The 16,424-nt window shown below is 70.4% G+C and carries 14 protein-coding genes; 9 read left to right on the top strand and 5 right to left on the bottom strand.

Features of this window, described 5'->3' with window-relative positions; all coding sequences use genetic code 11:
- Window positions 1-25: 25 nt before the first annotated feature.
- The 3 genes from ACX28W_RS12570 to leuA form a co-directional block, all read right to left on the bottom strand.
- Window positions 26-2,101 carry an MMPL family transporter gene (locus ACX28W_RS12570; protein WP_458998994.1) on the bottom strand — a complete coding sequence of 692 codons (2,076 nt, stop codon included), beginning with the start codon at window positions 2,099-2,101 and terminating at the stop codon, window positions 26-28.
- Window positions 2,102-2,269: 168 nt separating this feature from the next.
- Window positions 2,270-2,965: a TerB family tellurite resistance protein gene (locus ACX28W_RS12565; protein WP_458998993.1), complete on the bottom strand. Its 696-nt coding sequence runs from the start codon at window positions 2,963-2,965 to the stop codon at window positions 2,270-2,272.
- Between the two features lie 187 nt (window positions 2,966-3,152).
- Window positions 3,153-4,883, bottom strand: coding sequence for a 2-isopropylmalate synthase (gene leuA, locus ACX28W_RS12560; RefSeq protein WP_458998992.1), 1,731 nt, complete (start codon window positions 4,881-4,883; stop codon window positions 3,153-3,155).
- A 330-nt stretch (window positions 4,884-5,213) separates the two neighbouring features.
- Here leuA and ACX28W_RS12555 point away from each other — a divergent pair, with 330 nt between their 5' ends.
- From ACX28W_RS12555 to ACX28W_RS12520, 8 genes are all read left to right on the top strand, one after another.
- Window positions 5,214-6,284, top strand: coding sequence for a M4 family metallopeptidase (locus ACX28W_RS12555; protein ID WP_458998991.1), 1,071 nt, complete (start codon window positions 5,214-5,216; stop codon window positions 6,282-6,284).
- Window positions 6,285-6,316: 32 nt separating this feature from the next.
- Complete coding sequence (locus ACX28W_RS12550) at window positions 6,317-6,583, top strand: protealysin inhibitor emfourin (protein WP_458998990.1); 267 nt, start codon at window positions 6,317-6,319, stop codon at window positions 6,581-6,583.
- A 170-nt stretch (window positions 6,584-6,753) separates the two neighbouring features.
- Window positions 6,754-8,070 (top strand): GH1 family beta-glucosidase, encoded by a 1,317-nt coding sequence (locus tag ACX28W_RS12545; RefSeq protein ID WP_458998989.1) that lies wholly within the window; start codon window positions 6,754-6,756, stop codon window positions 8,068-8,070.
- Window positions 8,067-9,329, top strand: a complete 1,263-nt coding sequence (locus ACX28W_RS12540; protein WP_458998988.1) for an MFS transporter — start codon at window positions 8,067-8,069, stop codon at window positions 9,327-9,329. The genes ACX28W_RS12545 and ACX28W_RS12540 overlap by 4 nt, the downstream gene beginning before the upstream one ends.
- 56 nt (window positions 9,330-9,385) lie before the next feature.
- On the top strand, window positions 9,386-10,195 hold the full coding sequence (locus ACX28W_RS12535; protein WP_458998987.1) for a GNAT family N-acetyltransferase: 810 nt from the start codon (window positions 9,386-9,388) through the stop codon (window positions 10,193-10,195).
- Between the two features lie 294 nt (window positions 10,196-10,489).
- Window positions 10,490-10,966 carry a hypothetical protein gene (locus tag ACX28W_RS12530; protein ID WP_458998986.1) on the top strand — a complete coding sequence of 159 codons (477 nt, stop codon included), beginning with the start codon at window positions 10,490-10,492 and terminating at the stop codon, window positions 10,964-10,966.
- A gap of 240 nt (window positions 10,967-11,206) precedes the next feature.
- Window positions 11,207-12,556: a WxL domain-containing protein gene (locus tag ACX28W_RS12525; RefSeq protein WP_458998985.1), complete on the top strand. Its 1,350-nt coding sequence runs from the start codon at window positions 11,207-11,209 to the stop codon at window positions 12,554-12,556.
- A gap of 1 nt (window position 12,557) precedes the next feature.
- Window positions 12,558-13,697, top strand: coding sequence for a WxL protein peptidoglycan domain-containing protein (locus ACX28W_RS12520; RefSeq protein ID WP_458998984.1), 1,140 nt, complete (start codon window positions 12,558-12,560; stop codon window positions 13,695-13,697).
- Here ACX28W_RS12520 and ACX28W_RS12515 read toward each other — a convergent pair.
- The gene (locus ACX28W_RS12515) at window positions 13,591-13,929 is read right to left on the bottom strand and encodes a P-II family nitrogen regulator (RefSeq protein ID WP_458998983.1); all 339 of its coding nucleotides are present in this window, start codon (window positions 13,927-13,929) and stop codon (window positions 13,591-13,593) included. The two genes, ACX28W_RS12520 and ACX28W_RS12515, sit on opposite strands and share 107 nt — an antisense overlap.
- Window positions 13,926-15,248: an ammonium transporter gene (locus ACX28W_RS12510; RefSeq protein WP_458998982.1), complete on the bottom strand. Its 1,323-nt coding sequence runs from the start codon at window positions 15,246-15,248 to the stop codon at window positions 13,926-13,928. The genes ACX28W_RS12515 and ACX28W_RS12510 overlap by 4 nt, the downstream gene beginning before the upstream one ends.
- A gap of 185 nt (window positions 15,249-15,433) precedes the next feature.
- Here ACX28W_RS12510 and era point away from each other — a divergent pair, with 185 nt between their 5' ends.
- Window positions 15,434-16,393: a GTPase Era gene (gene era, locus ACX28W_RS12505; RefSeq protein WP_458998981.1), complete on the top strand. Its 960-nt coding sequence runs from the start codon at window positions 15,434-15,436 to the stop codon at window positions 16,391-16,393.
- Window positions 16,394-16,424 lie beyond the last annotated feature (31 nt).

Raw genomic sequence — 16,424 nt, 5'->3', positions numbered from 1 at the left:
CGCCCAGTGGCTCATGCCTCATGGCTCATACGGGTTCGGGCTGACGGGCCCGCGGCACCGGCTCGGGCTCCCGCGACAACCGCCCCGGCCACCAGACTTTCCGCCCCAACGCGACACTCGCGCTGGTCACCAGGTACGTCCGGACGAGGAACGTGTCGAGCAGCACCCCCACCGCGATCACGAACCCCAGCTGGACCAGCTGTACGAGCCCCATGTTGGTCAGCACCGCGAAGGTCGCGGCGAGGACGAGTCCCGCGGAGGCGATCACACCGCCGGTGGTCCGCAGCGCGGTCAGCGCCGCGGCGGCCGGCTCGGCACCGGACAGGGACTCCTCCCGCATCCGGTGCATGAGGAAGATCCCGTAGTCCACGCCGAGGGCGACGAGGAAGACGAACGACAGCAGCCCGAGCCCCGGATCGGTCCCCTCGAACCCGAACAGCGGTCCGAAGACCAGTCCGCCGATCCCGAGCGTCGCGCCCCACACCGCGATCACGGCGGCGACGAGCAGCAGCGGGGCGATCAGACTGCGCAGCAGCGCGATCAGAATCAGCAGCACGGACACGACGACGATGGGTACGACGATGAGCTGGTCCCGGGCGTTCGTGTCCTTCAGGTCGATCTGCTCGGCGCTCGGGCCGCCGATGTAGGAGCCCGCGAGGTCGTCCCGCAGGGACGTGATGGTGGCGGTCTCGGCCGCCAACTGAGGCGCACCCTTCGCCGTGACGAAGACCTCCGTCCAGCCGTCTCCGGTGCGCCCCCGTTCGGCGGCGACGACGCCCTGGTGGTCGCGGACCGCGGCCAGGGTGGCGTCGGCCCGGCCGGTGGGGGTGATGACGGTGATGGGCTGGGTGCCCTGCTCGGGGTAGGCGGCGGCGAGCGTCTCCATCGCGGCGACGGCCTCGGGCTTGTCGACGAAGGAGTCCTGCTGTTTGAGCGAGCCGGGCAGGTTCAGTGTGCCGAGGGCCAGCGCGCCGAGCAGTACGGCCCCGCCCGCGAGGACGACGAGCGGCCTGCGTCCGGCCGAACTCCCCATCGCCGTGAAGAGGCTGCGCCGCTGCTTGGGTTCGCTCCCGAAGGCGGGCACGAGCGGCCAGAACACCCGTCGTCCGAGCAGTACCAGTACGGCGGGCAGCAGGGTCAGCATGGCGACGAGCGCGCACAGTACTCCGAGTGCGCCCAACGGGCCCATGCCCCGGCTGCTGTTGAGGTCGGCGGCGAGCAGGCACAGCAGTCCGGCGGCGACGGTTCCGGAGGAGGCGAGCACGGCGGGCCCGCAGCCGCGCAGGGCGACCCACATGGCGTCGTACGGCCGCTCGACGCGCCGCAGCTCCTCCCGGTAGCGGGAGATGAGCAGCAGCGCGTAGTCGGTCCCGGCGCCGAAGACCAGGATCGTCATCACACCCGAGCTCTGTCCGGAGATGGTGGTGCCGAACGCCTGGTGGAGCCCGTACGCGACGCCCATCGACAGATAGTCCGCGATGCCCGCGACGGCGAGCGGCACGAGCCACAGCAGCGGGCTGCGGTAGATGAGGATCAGCAGGAGGGCGACCACGGCGACGGTGGTGTAGAGCAGTGGCCCGCCGAGGGAGTTGTAGACCTCGGAGGCGTCGGTGGCGAGTGCTCCCGGCCCGCCGACGTCGACGCTCAGCCCGTCCTCCCCTCGTGCGAGGTCGCGTACGTCGTTGACGAACGCGTCCCGCTTCTCCTCGTCGGTCCCCGGCGCGGAGCTGGCCACCGGGTACATCAGCGTGGTCCCGTCCTGGGACGGCACGCCCTTCGGGGTCGCGGTGAGCGGGTTCCGCTCGGTGATCTCGGCGACCTGGCGGGCGGCCGTCGCGCGGTCGGCGGCGCTCAGCCCGCCGTCGCGGTGGTAGACGAGCACCAGTTCGGTGGTCTCTCCCCCGGGCAACTGGTCCTCGATCCTGGCGACCTGGGTGGAGTCCGCACTGGCCGGCAAGTAGTCCACCGCCCGGTCGTGCTGTACGTCCGCGAGCTTCGACGCGAACGGCCCGACGACGGCGAGCACGGCCACCCAGAGCCCGAGCAGCAGCCAGGGCACGGCCTTGCGCCGCGTACGCGTGGTTGTCTTTCCGGGCCCCATGGTGGGGTCCTCCCCTCCTGGACGGATGTCTGGACACGCACCAGACTTCCGGTGCGCGGGGCCGGATTCGTCGCGCGGGAGGGCGAGTTCGGGGGTACTACGAGGGGTGGCGGGACGGCGGGACTACTCCCTGGGGAGTATCGGGTACGAAGATTCGAGTGCGACGGTTCAGGACGGTGTGCGCGCCGCCACCAGCAACCGCGTCACATCGTCCGCGCAGATCGTCAGCGCCGCGCCCACGGTGGCCAGGGCGTCCCGCTCGGCCGGTGTGTAGGGCCCGTCGGCCAGTGCGATGCGGGCGCCCTGGAGGAGGATCGCCTCCCGTCCCGTCGGGGCGAGGTGCGGTGCCAGCGGGTCCAGGGCCTCGTGCAGCTCTATGGCCAGGCTCGCCCCGCAGGGCTCCCCGAAGAAGCGCCCGGTGTCCGCGGCGAGGGCCTCGACGAGGGCGGCGAGCTGGTCCACCGTGCAGTCGTCGAAGCCGGCCGAGCGCACGGCGCCGGCGGCGGTCTCCAGGGACGTACGGGAGCAGGTTCCGCCCGCGGCGAGCACGGCGAGCGCGACCGTGTGGACGGCGTCGCGGAGCATCGCGGAGAAGCGGGTGGTGGTCGGGTGGTCGAGGACGTCGGCGCCGTAGTGGTGACGGCAGGCGGCGCACTCGACGACGGGGCCGGCCTCGCCGCGCGGCAGGACCGGCACACCGAGGAGTGTGAAGCGGCGGCGGCCGGTGAGCCGCTGGTAGTTGCGGTCGCCCCCGCAGCCCGGGCAGAAGAACTCGCCGTCCCCCATGGTGGTCCACGCGGTACGGGTGCCTAGGATGCGGGAAATCTGCACTGAACGACCGTTTCGTCCCCATCCTGGCAGCACGTCGCACACCTCCGTAACGCCGCGGCAACATCGCCGCGCGCTGGCGTGATGTTAGCCACATCGTTGAGGCATAGTCAGCACCCCGGACGAGACCCGCTCGTGACCTGCACACGGTTTGGCCGGTAAACGACGCGGCTCCGCCCGCCTCGAAAGGCGGACGGAGCCGGAAAGAACCAGGTGAACGAGGTCAGCGGGCCGCGCGGTTGACCGCGGAGACCACGGCCTTCAGCGAAGCACGTGTCGTATTCGCGTCGATGCCGATTCCCCACAGGACCTTGTCGCCGATAGCGCACTCGATGTACGACGCGGCCTGTGCGGACGCGCCCTCGCTCATCGTGTGCTCCTGGTAGTCGAGCAGGCGTACGTCGATGCCGACGGACTGCAGGGCGTCGAAGAACGCGGAGATCGGACCGTTGCCGGTACCGGTCAGGACCGTGTCGACGCCGTCCACCGAGGCCTCGACGGTGAGCGCGTCGACGCCGTCGCGGTCGGTCGTGGTCTGGCCCGTCTTGACCTGGATACGGCCCCACGCGTTCTCGGGGTTCGGCAGGTACTCGTCCTGGAAGGTGGCCCAGATGTCCTTCGGGGTGACCTCGCCGCCCTCGGCGTCCGTCTTCGCCTGGATGATCTTCGAGAACTCGATCTGCATCCGGCGCGGCAGGTCCAGCTTGTGGTCATTCTTCAGGACGTACGCGATACCGCCCTTGCCGGACTGCGAGTTGACGCGGATGACGGCCTCGTAGGAGCGGCCGACGTCCTTCGGGTCGATCGGCAGGTACGGGACGGCCCACTCGATGTCGTCGACGGTGACGCCCTTGGCGGCGGCGTCGGCCTCCATCGCGTCGAAGCCCTTCTTGATGGCGTCCTGGTGGGAGCCGGAGAAGGAGGTGTAGACGAGGTCGCCGACGTACGGGTGGCGGGCGTGGACCTCCATCTGGTTGCAGTACTCGGCGGTGCGGCGGACCTCGTCGATGTTCGAGAAGTCGATCTGCGGGTCGACGCCCTGCGAGAAGAGGTTCATGCCCAGGGTGACCAGGTCGACGTTGCCGGTGCGCTCGCCCTGGCCGAACAGGCAGCCCTCGATGCGGTCGGCGCCGGCCATCAGCGCCAGCTCGGCCGCCGCGACGGCCGTACCGCGGTCGTTGTGCGGGTGGACCGACAGACACACGTACTCGCGTCGGGACAGGTTGCGGCTCATCCACTCGAAGCGGTCCGCGTGCGTGGACGGGGTCGAACGCTCCACCGTGGCGGGCAGGTTGAGGATGATCTCGCGGTCCGGGCCCGGCTGCCAGACGTCCATGACGGCCTCGCAGACCTCCAGGGCGAAGTCCAGCTCGGTGTCGGTGAAGATCTCGGGGCTGTACTGGTAGCCGAACGTCGTCCGCTCGTCCAGCAGCTTCTCGGCGTACTCCATGACCAGCCGCGTGCCGTCGACGGCGATCTGCTTGATCTGGTCCTTGGAGCCGCGGAAGACGACCCGGCGGAAGACGGGGGCCGTGGCGTTGTACAGGTGGACGGTGGCGCGCTTGGCGCCGACCAGGGACTCCACCGTGCGCTCGATCAGGTCCTCGCGGGCCTGGGTCAGGACGGAGATCGTGACGTCGTCCGGGATCGCGTTCTCGTCCTCGATGATCGAGCGGACGAAATCGAAGTCGGTCTGTCCGGAGGCGGGGAAGCCGACCTCGATCTCCTTGTAGCCCATCTTCACGAGCAGGTCGAACATCTCGCGCTTGCGGGCCGGGGACATCGGGTCGATCAGTGCCTGGTTGCCGTCCCGCAGGTCCGTCGACAGCCAGCGAGGGGCGACGGTGATCCGGTTGTCGGGCCAGGTGCGGTCGGGGATGTCGACCTGCTCGTACTGGCCGTACTTGTGGATCGGCATGGATGTGGGCTGCTGGCGGTTCTGGCTGTTCGCCATGATGCGTGGGCTCCTCAGGGTGACCGAAAGGACGGCCGACGGCGCAACGCCAGACTCCGCGGGGAGGGGGTCGGCCTCGACTTACAGGCCCTCGCCGCGGCAGCTAAGGAGAAGCAGCCCGAAACGCATAGTGCTCCGCAGCCTAGCCGAGCCGTGCTCCGTGCGGGGGGCCGTATCAGTATGCGGGATCGCGGGGACAAAAAGGGAAAAGATGCACAAAAAGTGCGCCATACCACTCCCAGCCGGACTCCAGGGCCCCCTATCACCGCATTTCATCAATCATGGTTGCAGGTAGTGACAGAGAGATAACTCAGTGCAATGGTGCCGGGCATGACCACCAACGGGGGCCTCGAGCCCGTCTTCTGCACCATCATCCCGCCGCATGTCCTCGACAAGCTCGCCCAGAGCGAGGACCCCGCACTCGCCGGTCCCGCCCGCCAGACCCTGGAGCGCGACGCCTACGAGCGCACCCACCGCCGCCTGACCACGGTCATCGGCGCCCCGACCGTCGCCCCGCCGGCGGAGGCGCCCGCGGAAAAGCCGCACCGCACCATCTACGACGCCCGCCACCGCCAGGACCTGCCGGGAAAGAAGGTCCGCGGCGAGGGCGACAAGCCCGGCAAGGACGCCACCGTCAACCGTGCGTACGCCGGTCTGGGCGCGACCTTCGACCTGTACCTGAAGGCGTACGGCCGCAACTCGATCAACGGCGAGGGCCTGCCGCTCGACGCCACGGTGCACTTCGACGAGAACTACAACAACGCCTTCTGGAACGGCGAGCAGATGGTGTTCGGCGACGGCGACGGCGAGATCTTCCTCGACTTCACCATCCCGGTCGACGTCATCGGCCACGAGCTGACCCACGGCGTCACCCAGTACACGGCGAACCTCACCTACTTCGGCCAGCCCGGCGCCCTGAACGAGTCCATGTCCGACGTCTTCGGCTCGCTCATCAAGCAGTACACCCTCGGCCAGACCACCGCCGAGGCCGACTGGCTGATCGGCGCCGGCCTCCTCGCCCCGCGGGTCACCGGCACCGCGCTGCGCTCCATGAAGGCACCGGGCAGCGCGTACGACGACGACGTGCTCGGCAAGGACCCGCAGCCCGGGACCATGGACGACTACGTCCGCACCGGCCGCGACAACGGCGGCGTCCACATCAACTCCGGCATCCCCAACCACGCCTTCTACCTCGTCGCCGACGCACTCGGCGGCCACGCCTGGGAGCGCGCCGGACAGATCTGGTACGACGTCCTCACCGGCGGCGAGCTGGAGACGCAGGCGAACTTCTCCGACTTCGCCAAGCTGACGGTCGCGCAGGCGCGCGCCCGGTACGGGGAGGGCGAGGAGCTCCAGGGAGTACTGAAGGCCTGGGAGCAGGTCGGCGTGGCGACGTCGTAGCCCTGCCCTCCGATCCGTACTAGACAGGACCCATGCGTATTCAGGTGAGGCGCACGGGCGGATTCGCGGGCATCGAGCGCCATGCCGAGGTGGACACCTCGGGGCGCCCCGATGCCCGCGAGTGGCACGCCCTGGCCGAGCAGGCAACCGCCGCCGGCCGGGGCACACCCCCCATCGGCGTCCCGGACGGCTTCAGCTACGAGATCACGGTCGACGGCAAGACGTTCTACGCCGCGGATCCCCGACTGACGGAGGAGCAGAGAAGGCTGATTTCGCGGGTCCTGAAGGAGGGTGCGTAATAACTGGGGGCGCGAGGGACGCCCCTTTAGGGGCGCGGGGAACTGCGCGACCAGCCACACACGACCCGTAGTCGCCCGATAACCCCACCGCCCCTCCGCAAAGGCGCCCCCAAAAAAGCCGTAACTCGTAGTTCACACCGCCCCGTTGACTTCGCTTACTGCCGGTAAGGATGATCGCGCGCATGGCGACGAACCCCCTACCGCAGTTCCCGCCCGGCTTCCTCTGGGGCGTGTCCACCTCGGCCCACCAGATCGAGGGGGCCGTGGACGAACGCGACCCGTCGGTATGGGACGCCTTCACGGCCGAGCCCGGCCGAGTCAAAGACCATTCCACCGCGGCGGTGGCCTGCGACCACTACCACCGCTACCGCGAGGACGTCGCGCTCCTCGCCGACCTCGGCGTGGACGCGTACCGCTTCTCGATCTCCTGGCCCCGGGTGAACTCCCCCGGCGGCCTCGACTTCTACGACCGCCTCGTGGACGAGCTGGTCGCCGCGGGCATCCGCCCCGTACCGACCCTCTTCCACTGGGATCTGCCGCTGGAGCTGGACTGGCTGGCCCGGGACACGGCGGAGCGCTTCGCCGAGTACGCCGCCACGGTCGCCGCCCGTCTCGGCGACCGTGTGAAGAAGTGGATCACCCTCAACGAGCCCGCCGAACACACCCTGCTGGGCCACGCGCTCGGCGCGCACGCCCCCGGCAAACAGCTGCTGTTCGACGCGCTGCCGGTGGCCCACCACCAGCTGCTCGCGCACGGTCTGGCCGTGCGGGCGCTGCGCGCGGCCGGGGTCACGGACATCGGGATCGCCAACTCCCACGGGCCGACCTGGGCCGCGTCACGCAAGACCGAGGACGTGGAGGCCGCCGACTTCTACGACCTCCTCCTCAACCGCCTCTTCGCCGACCCCCTGCTGCTGGGCCGGTACCCGGAAGGCATCGCCGCATTGATGCCGGGCGACGTCGAGTCGGACCTGAAGGTCATCTCGGAGCCACTGGACTGGTACGGCGTCAACTACTACCAGCCGACCAAGGTGGGCGCCCCCGAGGGCGCGGAGATCGAGTTCAGTGGACTCACGCTGCCCGCCGAACTGCCCTTCTCCGTAAGGGAACTGCAGGGCTACCCGGTCACCGACTTCGGCTGGCCGGTGGTCCCCGAGGCGCTGACCGAGCTCCTGGTGGGCTTCCACGAGCGCTACGGGAACCGGCTCCCCCCGGTGGTCATCACCGAGAACGGCTGCTCGTACGACGGGATCGACGACCAGGAGCGGATCACGTTCCTCGACAGCCATGTGCGGGCGCTGCACCGGGCGGTGGAGCAGGGCGTCGACGTACGCGGCTACTTCGTGTGGTCCCTGCTGGACAACTTCGAGTGGGCGGAGGGGTACACGCGCCGCTTCGGTCTGGTCCACGTCGACTACGACACGCTGGAGCGGACCCCGAAGGCGTCGTACGGCTGGCTGCGGGACGCCCTGCGGGCGCGGGGGTGACGGCCGCGGACCCGGTCGTCCCGGTAGGGGCTCTCGCCGAGCCCGTCGAGCGGGTCGGCCGGGGCTGGACGTCGGCGCTCTCGCTCGCCAACGGGGCGATCTGGGTGGGCTGGTACGGCCCGTTGCAGATCCTTCTCGCCTCCCAGGCGGAGGACTTCGCGCCGGGCACCGGCATGTCGAAGGAGACGATGCTGGCGTGGGTCACGGGCGCGGGCGCGGTCGTCTCCCTGGTCGCCAACCCGTTCTTCGGCGCGCTCTCCGACCGGACCACGGCGCGCCGGGGCCGCCGTACGCCGTGGATCGTGGCGGGGGCGGCGGGCGGCGCGTTGTCCCTGCTGCTCCTGGGGGGCGCGGGCGGCGTCTGGACCATGGCGCTCGGCTGGTGCCTGGTCCAGCTGACCCTGAACGCCGCCTTCGCCGCGATCACAGCGGCCGTTCCCGACCGGGTGCCGCGGCTCCAAAGAGGCTCCGTGGGCGGCTGGTTGGGCGCGGCACAGATTCTGGGCGTGATCGGCGGGACGGGCCTGGCGACGCTGGCGGGAGGCGTGGGCGGCGGCTATGCGGCGTGCGCGGTGTTCACGCTGGTGGGTGTACTGCCGTACGTACTGCGCTACCAGGATCTACGCCTTCCCCCGTCGGCCCGCCCGGCGTGGTCCTGGCGCTCCTTCCTCACCTCCTTCCGGCTCAGCCCCCGTGATCACCCGGACCTGGCCTGGGCCTGGCTGACCCGCTTCCTGATCAACCTCAGCAACGCGCTCGTCCTGCTCTACCTGCTGTACTACCTGCGGGACCGGCTGCACCACGACGACCCCGAGAGCGGTGTGCTGATCCTCACCGCGGTGAACGGCGTCACGCTGCTCGCCACGGTCGTGGTCGGCGGGGTGTGGTCGGACCGGGTCGGCCGCCGCAAGCCCTTCGTGATCTGGTCGGGCGTCCTGATGGCAGTGGCCACGGCCGCCCTGGCCGGCTGGCAGACCTGGCCGGGCGCGATCGTCGCGGCGGCCGTCCTCGGCATCGGCTTCGGCGTGTTCACCTCGGTCGACTTCGCCCTGATGACGGACGTCCTGCCCAAGGCCCTGGACCGCGGCAAGGACCTCGGCGTCATCAACGTCGCCAACGCCCTCCCCCAGGTCGCCGCCCCGGCCCTGGCGGCACCGATCGTGACGTACCTGGGCGGATACCGGGTGCTGTACCTGGTGGCGGCGGTGATCGGTCTGGCGGGGGCGCTGCTGGTGCGGCGGATCAAGGGCGTGGACTGAACACCGTGCGCTGAATTCGGGTGCTCCGGCAGGGTCCGTTCGTCTTGGATGACGTCATGACCCCTGTGAACGCATCCCTCCGCGGCCTCGAGCACTACTACGACTCGGTACCGCGCGCCGCCGCGCGAACCGAGGACTTCGGCCCGCTCACCCTCTTCGTGCGGGAGTCCCCGGGCCACCCGTACTACGCGCGCCCCACCCTGGACCGGACGGGCCCGGCGGCCACCGCCGAGGACGTCGAACGGGTGCGGGCACGGCAGCGGGAGCTGGGGGTGCCCGAGGCCTTCGAGTGGGTGGCGGAGGTGACGCCGGACCTGCGGGCGGCCGTCGAGGCGACAGGGCTACGGGTGCACGCGCATCCCCTGATGATCCGCGCCGAGGGCACTCCACTGCCCGACCCGCACCCCGCCGTCCGCGTCCTCGGCCCCGAAGACCCCTTCCTGGCCGGTGCGTTGGCCCTCCCGCACGTGGCCTTCGCGGCGCCGGGCACCGCGGTGGGCGAGGCCGGACCGGCCGAGCTGGCGGCCGAGATCACCGCCCGCGCCGACGAGGTGCCCGGCGCCGCCGACCGTATCCGCGCGGGCCGCACCGTACTGGCCGCGGCCGTCGAGGACGGCGTCGCGCTCTGCTCCGGGATGCATCTCCCGGTCGGCCGTGTGAGCGAGATCGCGGGCGTCGGCACCCTGCCCACCGCACGCCGCCGCGGCCTGGGTTTCGCCGTCACCGCCGCCCTCGTGGCCGACGCGCAGGCGCGGGGCGTCGACACGGTGTTCCTGTCGGCCGGTGACGACGACGTGGCCCGCATGTACGGACGGCTGGGGTTCCGGGAGGTGGCCACGGCGCTGATCGCGGAACCGGCCGAGTGAGGACCCCCGGCGGTGAACTTCGGCCACTTTCGCTGCCCCTTGGAGGAAACCCCCGGGCATGCCTTGCAATCCCGAGCCGCACGCGCATCAATGGAACCGTTAGTTCCGACGGACCGTCAGATATACCGCCGCACGGCGTCCCGCACCCCGCTCTCGCGGACGGTCCGCGTACACATCTCTCCGCACCCGCACCGGAACTCCGGTGACGCGCCCCTGTGTGCCCGGCCCCGGAAGGAAGACGGTGCCGTCCCTCCATCCCCACATGGCAATTCCCGTACAAGGGAAGGGAATCCGATGAGACGCAAGCGACTCGGAATCGCCGCGGCGTTAGCCGCGGGCTCGCTCGCCGCGACCGGTCTGGCCCTCGCGCCGACCGCCGCGGCGGTCACCCCACTGACCGCGACCATCAACGCGACCTGCACGATCGGCGGCAGCGGCGCGGCCACCCTCACGGCCACGCAGACCGGCACGGCCGCGACCATCACCCTCAGCTCCACCGCGATCACCGCGCCTCTCCCCCTGGCGCAGGACTCCATCGCCTCCACGCTGACCATGGCGAAGGCCGGCGGCGGCACGGTCGTGTTCACCGGCACGAAGAATCCCGCCATCCCGATGGGCGGCGGGGTCTCCGTGGGCCCGCTCGACGGCACCGTCGCCTCCGGCGACACCCTCGACGCGTTCGGCGGCTCACTGAACATGGTGATCTTCGGAATCACCGTGACGTGCACCGCGAGCGCACCGCAGTCGCCGGGCCCGTTCGTCTTCAGCTGAGACGGACACTGACACGTCATGCGTGAAGACCGGTGTCGCCGCGTTCGGGCGGCACCGGTTCTCGTACTGTCCACACAGCCAACTGCCCTACTTCTGACATGAGTTGGCGATATTGACGCGATCTGATGGCCCATCAGTCAACGCGTCGGCCCTCCATTGACTTCTCACACAACCCGCACATCAATGGCCCCTGTCGGCGCGGACGAGCCGCCGCGCCCACATCCCTCAGGAGGGGGCAGCATGAGAGCCACGGGAACCAAGGGTTCGAACGCCCGAAGACGTCGCTGGGTGGCGCTGCTGGGGGTGACCGCCCTGGCGGTCACCGCGGGAGGAGCGCTGGCCGCCCCGGCAGGAGCCGTGTCCACGGCATCCCAGAACGTGGACTTCGCCACGCACTGCATCCCGCCGGACATCGCGGGCATCCCGCCGATCGACGGCACCACCACCGCGATCATCACGGTGGACAACGCCAGCCCCGAGGTCGGTGACACCGTCAACGTGACCTACGAGGTGGTCACGCCCGCCGCGAACAACCCCACCGCCCTCGCCCTGCCGGCCGACATCATGACGCCCTCCGGCAAGGTCGCCCTCGGCGGAGCGCAGACGGGAAGCATCACCGTCACGGGCCCCAGAAAGAACGACCCGGTGGCCGGTAACGCCCCCTTCCCGGGGTTCAGCATGACCGGCAGCTTCACGGTCACCGCGCCCGGCGCCATCACGCTCTCGCCCGGCGACTACAACATCCACACCAGCTACATCCTCGAACTGGACACCCCCTGCACGGTCACCGACCCGCCCGCCCCGGTGTCCGAGACGATCACCGCGACGGACGGCGGCGGCGAGACCGACAACCGTGCCATCACCCTCGGTTCGGCCTCCGGACAGCCCGGTGCCGGCGTGACCGTCACCGGCAGCGACTTCACCCCCGGCGCGACCGTCACCCTCGCCGGACGCTCCGGCGCCGCCCAGACCGCCGACACGAGCACCGCGACCGCGGACGCGCAGGGCTCGTTCAGCGGCACGCTGACCGTCAACGACAGGACGACGACCGGCGTGGTGGCGTACGAGGGAGCGAGCTGGAGCGACGAGAAGGGCGCGGGTCCGGCGGCGTACGTCGTCATCGACGACACGCCCGTCCCCGACGGCTCCCAGAAGCTCACCACCACGGTGCGGGCCGGAACGCTGTCGATGTCGCAGGCCGGGGACGCCGTCCAGCTGTCGGCGGTCGACTTCGGCAAGGGCGGCGCCTCGGACGGCGCCCTGAAGACGGTGACCGTCAAGGACTTCCGCGGCGGACCCGCGGGCTGGTCCCTGACCGGCAAGGTCACCGACTTCACCGGTCCCGGCACCAAGATCGACGCCGGGAAGCTCAGCTGGACCCCGGCCTGCGCGACCAAGGCAGGAAGCCCGAGCACCTGCCAGGCCGGTTCGGCGGGCACGGTCGGCGGTTCGGGAGCGACCCTGGCGTCCGCCCCCGGCGGCACGCTCACCGGTGGCGAGTTCACCGTCGACGCCGGGCTGTCCCTGAACGTACCGGCGTTCACCCCGCCGGGTTCCTACTCCGGCGTGCTCACGCTGACGCTCACCTGACATGCGCAAGCCTTACGGTCTCCTCCTGGGCCTGTGCCTGGGGCTGAGCCTGTGCCTGTTGTCGGCGGTGCCGGGCGCCCCCGCCCACGCCGCCGACAACGGCAGCTGGTCCGTCTACCCCGTCTCCTCGACCGTCGCCGCCCGCCCGTACTTCTCCCTGTCCGTCGACCCCGGGCAGACCATCGAGGACAAGGTCACCGTCGCCAACAAGACCGGGAAGCCGCTGACCTTCCGGCTGTACGCCGCCGACGCGTACAACACGGCGCGCGACGGTGGTTTCGCCGTGCGCACGGTGAAGGAGAAACAGCGCGGGGTGGGCGCATGGGCGCGACCCGCGCGCTCCCGGGTGACGGTTCCCGCGCACGGCTCGGTCACCGTGCCGTTCACCCTCCGGGTGCCGGAGAAGGCCGAGCCCGGGGACCATCCGGGCGCGTTGGTGGCGCTCGACGAGCGCGTCGACGCGGGCGACGGATCGCTCGCGGTCGGGGTGCAGCGAGCGGTGGGCGCCCGCGTCTACCTCCGGGTGAGCGGGCCCTCGGTCCCCGCGATCGCCGTCGAGAACGTCCGCGTCACCCACCACCAGCCCCTCGTCCCCGGCCTCGGGGACAGCGCGGCGACGATCTCGTACACCCTGCACAACACGGGCAACGTCACCCTCGCCCCGAAGGTGCGGCTGCGGGCCCAGGGCCTGTTCGGCCGTACCTTGCTGTCACGGGGGCTGACGAAGATCCCCTCGGAGCTGCTCCCCGGGCAGCGGGTACGGCTGAGCGAGCCGTGGCGCGGGGCACCCCAGCTCGACTGGGGCGACGTGACGCTGACGGCGAGCGCGTGGGGCACCCGGGAGTCGGCGAGCACATCCTTCTTCGCACTGCCGTGGCTGGTGGCGGTGGCAGTGGTGCTGGGGATCGCGGTGGCGGTGCTGGTGATCATAGGGCGTCGGGACCGTACGCGACGGTGGACGCTCGGAAGGCGTCGGGACCGTACGAGACGGTGGACGCTCGGAAGGCGTCGGGACCGTACGAGACGGTGGACGCTCAGAGGGCGTCGAGGCCGCGCTCTCCGGTCCGTACCCGCACCACCGTCTCCACCGGCACCGCCCACACCTTCCCGTCGCCGATCTTCCCCGTCTGCGCGGCCCTGACGATGGCGTCGATGGCCGGGTCGGCGTCCGCGTCCTCGACGACGACCTCGATACGGGCCTTGGGGACGAGGTCGACCTGGTACTCGGCGCCGCGGTACACCTCGGTGTGGCCTCGCTGGCGCCCGTACCCGCTGGCCTCGGTCACGGTCAGACCGTGCACGCCGAGTTCCTGGAGAGCGGTCTTGACCTCGTCGAGACGGTACGGCTTGACGATCGCGGTGATGAGCTTCATGCCTGGGGCTTGACCTTCTGCGCGGAAGAGAGAGAAGCGGAGGAGAGAGAAGACGAGACCGGGGCGCCGTGGCCCAGGACCCCGTGATCGTAAGCGGTCTCGGCGTGCACCGTAAGGTCCAGGCCGGTGTGCTCGTGGTCCTCGTCCGCGCGCAAACCGATGAGCTTGTCGAGCAGCTTCCCGATGCCGTACGTGACGGCGAAGGCGTACGCCCCTACGGCCACCACGGCGACCAGCTGCTTGCCGAGCTGCCCGAGCCCCCCGCCGTACAGGAGCCCCTCCGCGCCGCCCGTCATCGTCTCCGTCGCGAAGACGCCGATGAGCAGGGTGCCGATGATTCCGCCGACCAGGTGAACGCCGACGACGTCGAGGGAGTCGTCGTAGTTCAGCTTGAACTTCCAGCTCACGGCGTACGAGCAGACGACACCGGCGGCGAGACCGATGACGAGGGCGCCGAGCAGGGACACCGAGCCGCAGGACGGGGTGATGGCGACCAGGCCGGCGACCGCGCCGGACGCGGCACCCAGGGTGGTGGGGTGGCCGTCGCGCCGCTGCTCTACGAAGAGCCAGCCGAGCAGGCCGGTGCAACCGGCGGCGAGGGTGTTGAGGAACGCGGCGGCGGCGAGACCGTTGGCGCCGAGCGCCGACCCGGCGTTGAACCCGAACCAGCCGAACCACAGCAGCCCGGCGCCCAGCATCACCATCGGCAGGTTGTGCGGCCGCATGGCGTCCTTCTTGAAGCCGAGGCGGGGGCCGAGGACCAGGCAGAGGGCGAGGCCGGAGGCACCGGAGGTGATCTCGACGGGGAGACCGCCCGCGAAGTCGAGGGCGCCGAGGTCCTCGAGGATCCAGCCGCCGGGGCCCCAGACCCAGTGCGCGACGGGAACGTATACGAGCAGCGCCCAGACGGGCACGAACACCAGCCACGCGCCGAACTTCGCCCGATCGGCGATCGCGCCACTGATCAGCGCGGCCGTGATGATCGCGAAAGTCAGCTGGAAGGTGGCGAAGAGGAGGGTGGGGACGGTCCCCTGGACGCTGTCCGGCCCGAGACCGGCCATGCCCGCGTGCTCGAGCCCGCCGATGAGTCCACCGAGGGCGTCGTCGCCGAAGGCGAGCGAGTACCCGGCCACCAGCCACACCACCGTGACCAGCGCGATCGACACGAAGCTCATCATCAGCATGTTGAGGACGCTCTTCGTGCGGACCATGCCGCCGTAGAACAGGGCCAGGCCCGGAGTCATCAGCAGGACGAGCGCGGTGGCGGCGAGCAGCCAGGCGGTGTCTCCGGTGTCGATCTGGGCGGCGGCCAGGGTCACGGTCTCTCCGGTCTCTCCGACGGGTGGGGGCGTCGTCCGAGGGTCACCGGCCCGCATTTCCGGTTGTGCACGTGCGCGTTTCCGCAGTGTTTCGTGTTGCGTGGTGGTTTCGGGAACCTCACCGATCCCCTGCCGGCACCTGCCGGGATGCTCGACGTGCGGCAGGCGCCTGTGGATCAGGGACAATGGGCGCCATGAGCGTTCGTACCCAGTCATCCGAGCCGTCCGAGGCCACCCACCGCGCCGGCTTCGCCTGCTTCGTGGGCCGCCCCAACGCGGGCAAGTCCACCCTCACGAATGCTCTGGTCGGCCAGAAGGTGGCGATCACCGCGAACCAGCCGCAGACCACGCGGCACACGGTACGGGGCATCGTGCACCGCCCGGACGCGCAGCTGATCCTTGTCGACACCCCCGGTCTGCACAAGCCGCGCACACTGCTCGGTGAGCGGCTGAACGACATCGTCCGCACGACCTGGGCCGAGGTCGACGTCATCGGCTTCTGCCTGCCGGCCAACGAGAAGCTCGGCCCCGGCGACCGCTTCATCGCGAAGGAACTGGCGTCCATCAAGAAGACGCCGAAGATCGCGATCGTCACGAAGACCGACCTCGTCGACAGCAAGACGCTCGCCGAGCAGCTGATCGCGATCGATCAGCTCGGCAAGGAGCTGGGCTTCGAGTGGGCGGAGATCGTGCCGGTGTCGGCGGTCGGCGACAAGCAGGTCGGCCTGCTGGCCGACCTGCTCGTCCCGCTGCTGCCGGAGGGCCCCGCGCTCTACCCCGAGGGTGACCTCACCGACGAGCCCGAGCAGGTCATGATCGCGGAGCTGATCCGCGAGGCCGCGCTCGAGGGTGTCCGTGACGAGCTGCCGCACTCCATCGCCGTCGTCGTCGAGGAGATGCTCCCCCGCGAGGACCGGCCCGCCGACAAGCCCCTCCTCGACATCCACGCCTTCGTCTACATCGAGCGCCCCAGCCAGAAGGGCATCATCATCGGCCCCAAGGGCAAGCGCCTGAAGGAGGTCGGCATCAAGTCCCGCAAGCAGATCGAGGCGCTGCTGGGTACGCCGGTCTTCCTCGACCTGCATGTGAAGGTGGCGAAGGACTGGCAGCGGGATCCGCGCCAGCTGCGCAAGCTGGGCTTCTGAGTTTCCTCTCGCCCCCGCCGCCCCTACCCGT

It is taken from the genome of Streptomyces sp. SD15 (assembly GCF_054462255.1).
This window is presented reverse-complemented; position numbering and strand designations above follow the sequence as displayed.

What these genes read in the sequence shown, in the direction of transcription:
- ACX28W_RS12570 (WP_458998994.1), bottom strand. Translation starts at nt 2,101, where the DNA reads ATGGGGCCCGGAAAGACAACCACGCGTACGCGGCGCAAGGCCGTGCCC.
- leuA (WP_458998992.1), bottom strand. Translation starts at nt 4,883, where the DNA reads ATGGCGAACAGCCAGAACCGCCAGCAGCCCACATCCATGCCGATCCAC.
- ACX28W_RS12555 (WP_458998991.1), top strand. Translation starts at nt 5,214, where the DNA reads ATGACCACCAACGGGGGCCTCGAGCCCGTCTTCTGCACCATCATCCCG.
- ACX28W_RS12550 (WP_458998990.1), top strand. Translation starts at nt 6,317, where the DNA reads ATGCGTATTCAGGTGAGGCGCACGGGCGGATTCGCGGGCATCGAGCGC.
- ACX28W_RS12545 (WP_458998989.1), top strand. Translation starts at nt 6,754, where the DNA reads ATGATCGCGCGCATGGCGACGAACCCCCTACCGCAGTTCCCGCCCGGC.
- ACX28W_RS12535 (WP_458998987.1), top strand. Translation starts at nt 9,386, where the DNA reads ATGACCCCTGTGAACGCATCCCTCCGCGGCCTCGAGCACTACTACGAC.
- ACX28W_RS12530 (WP_458998986.1), top strand. Translation starts at nt 10,490, where the DNA reads ATGAGACGCAAGCGACTCGGAATCGCCGCGGCGTTAGCCGCGGGCTCG.
- ACX28W_RS12525 (WP_458998985.1), top strand. Translation starts at nt 11,207, where the DNA reads ATGAGAGCCACGGGAACCAAGGGTTCGAACGCCCGAAGACGTCGCTGG.
- ACX28W_RS12520 (WP_458998984.1), top strand. Translation starts at nt 12,558, where the DNA reads ATGCGCAAGCCTTACGGTCTCCTCCTGGGCCTGTGCCTGGGGCTGAGC.
- ACX28W_RS12515 (WP_458998983.1), bottom strand. Translation starts at nt 13,929, where the DNA reads ATGAAGCTCATCACCGCGATCGTCAAGCCGTACCGTCTCGACGAGGTC.
- era (WP_458998981.1), top strand. Translation starts at nt 15,434, where the DNA reads ATGGGCGCCATGAGCGTTCGTACCCAGTCATCCGAGCCGTCCGAGGCC.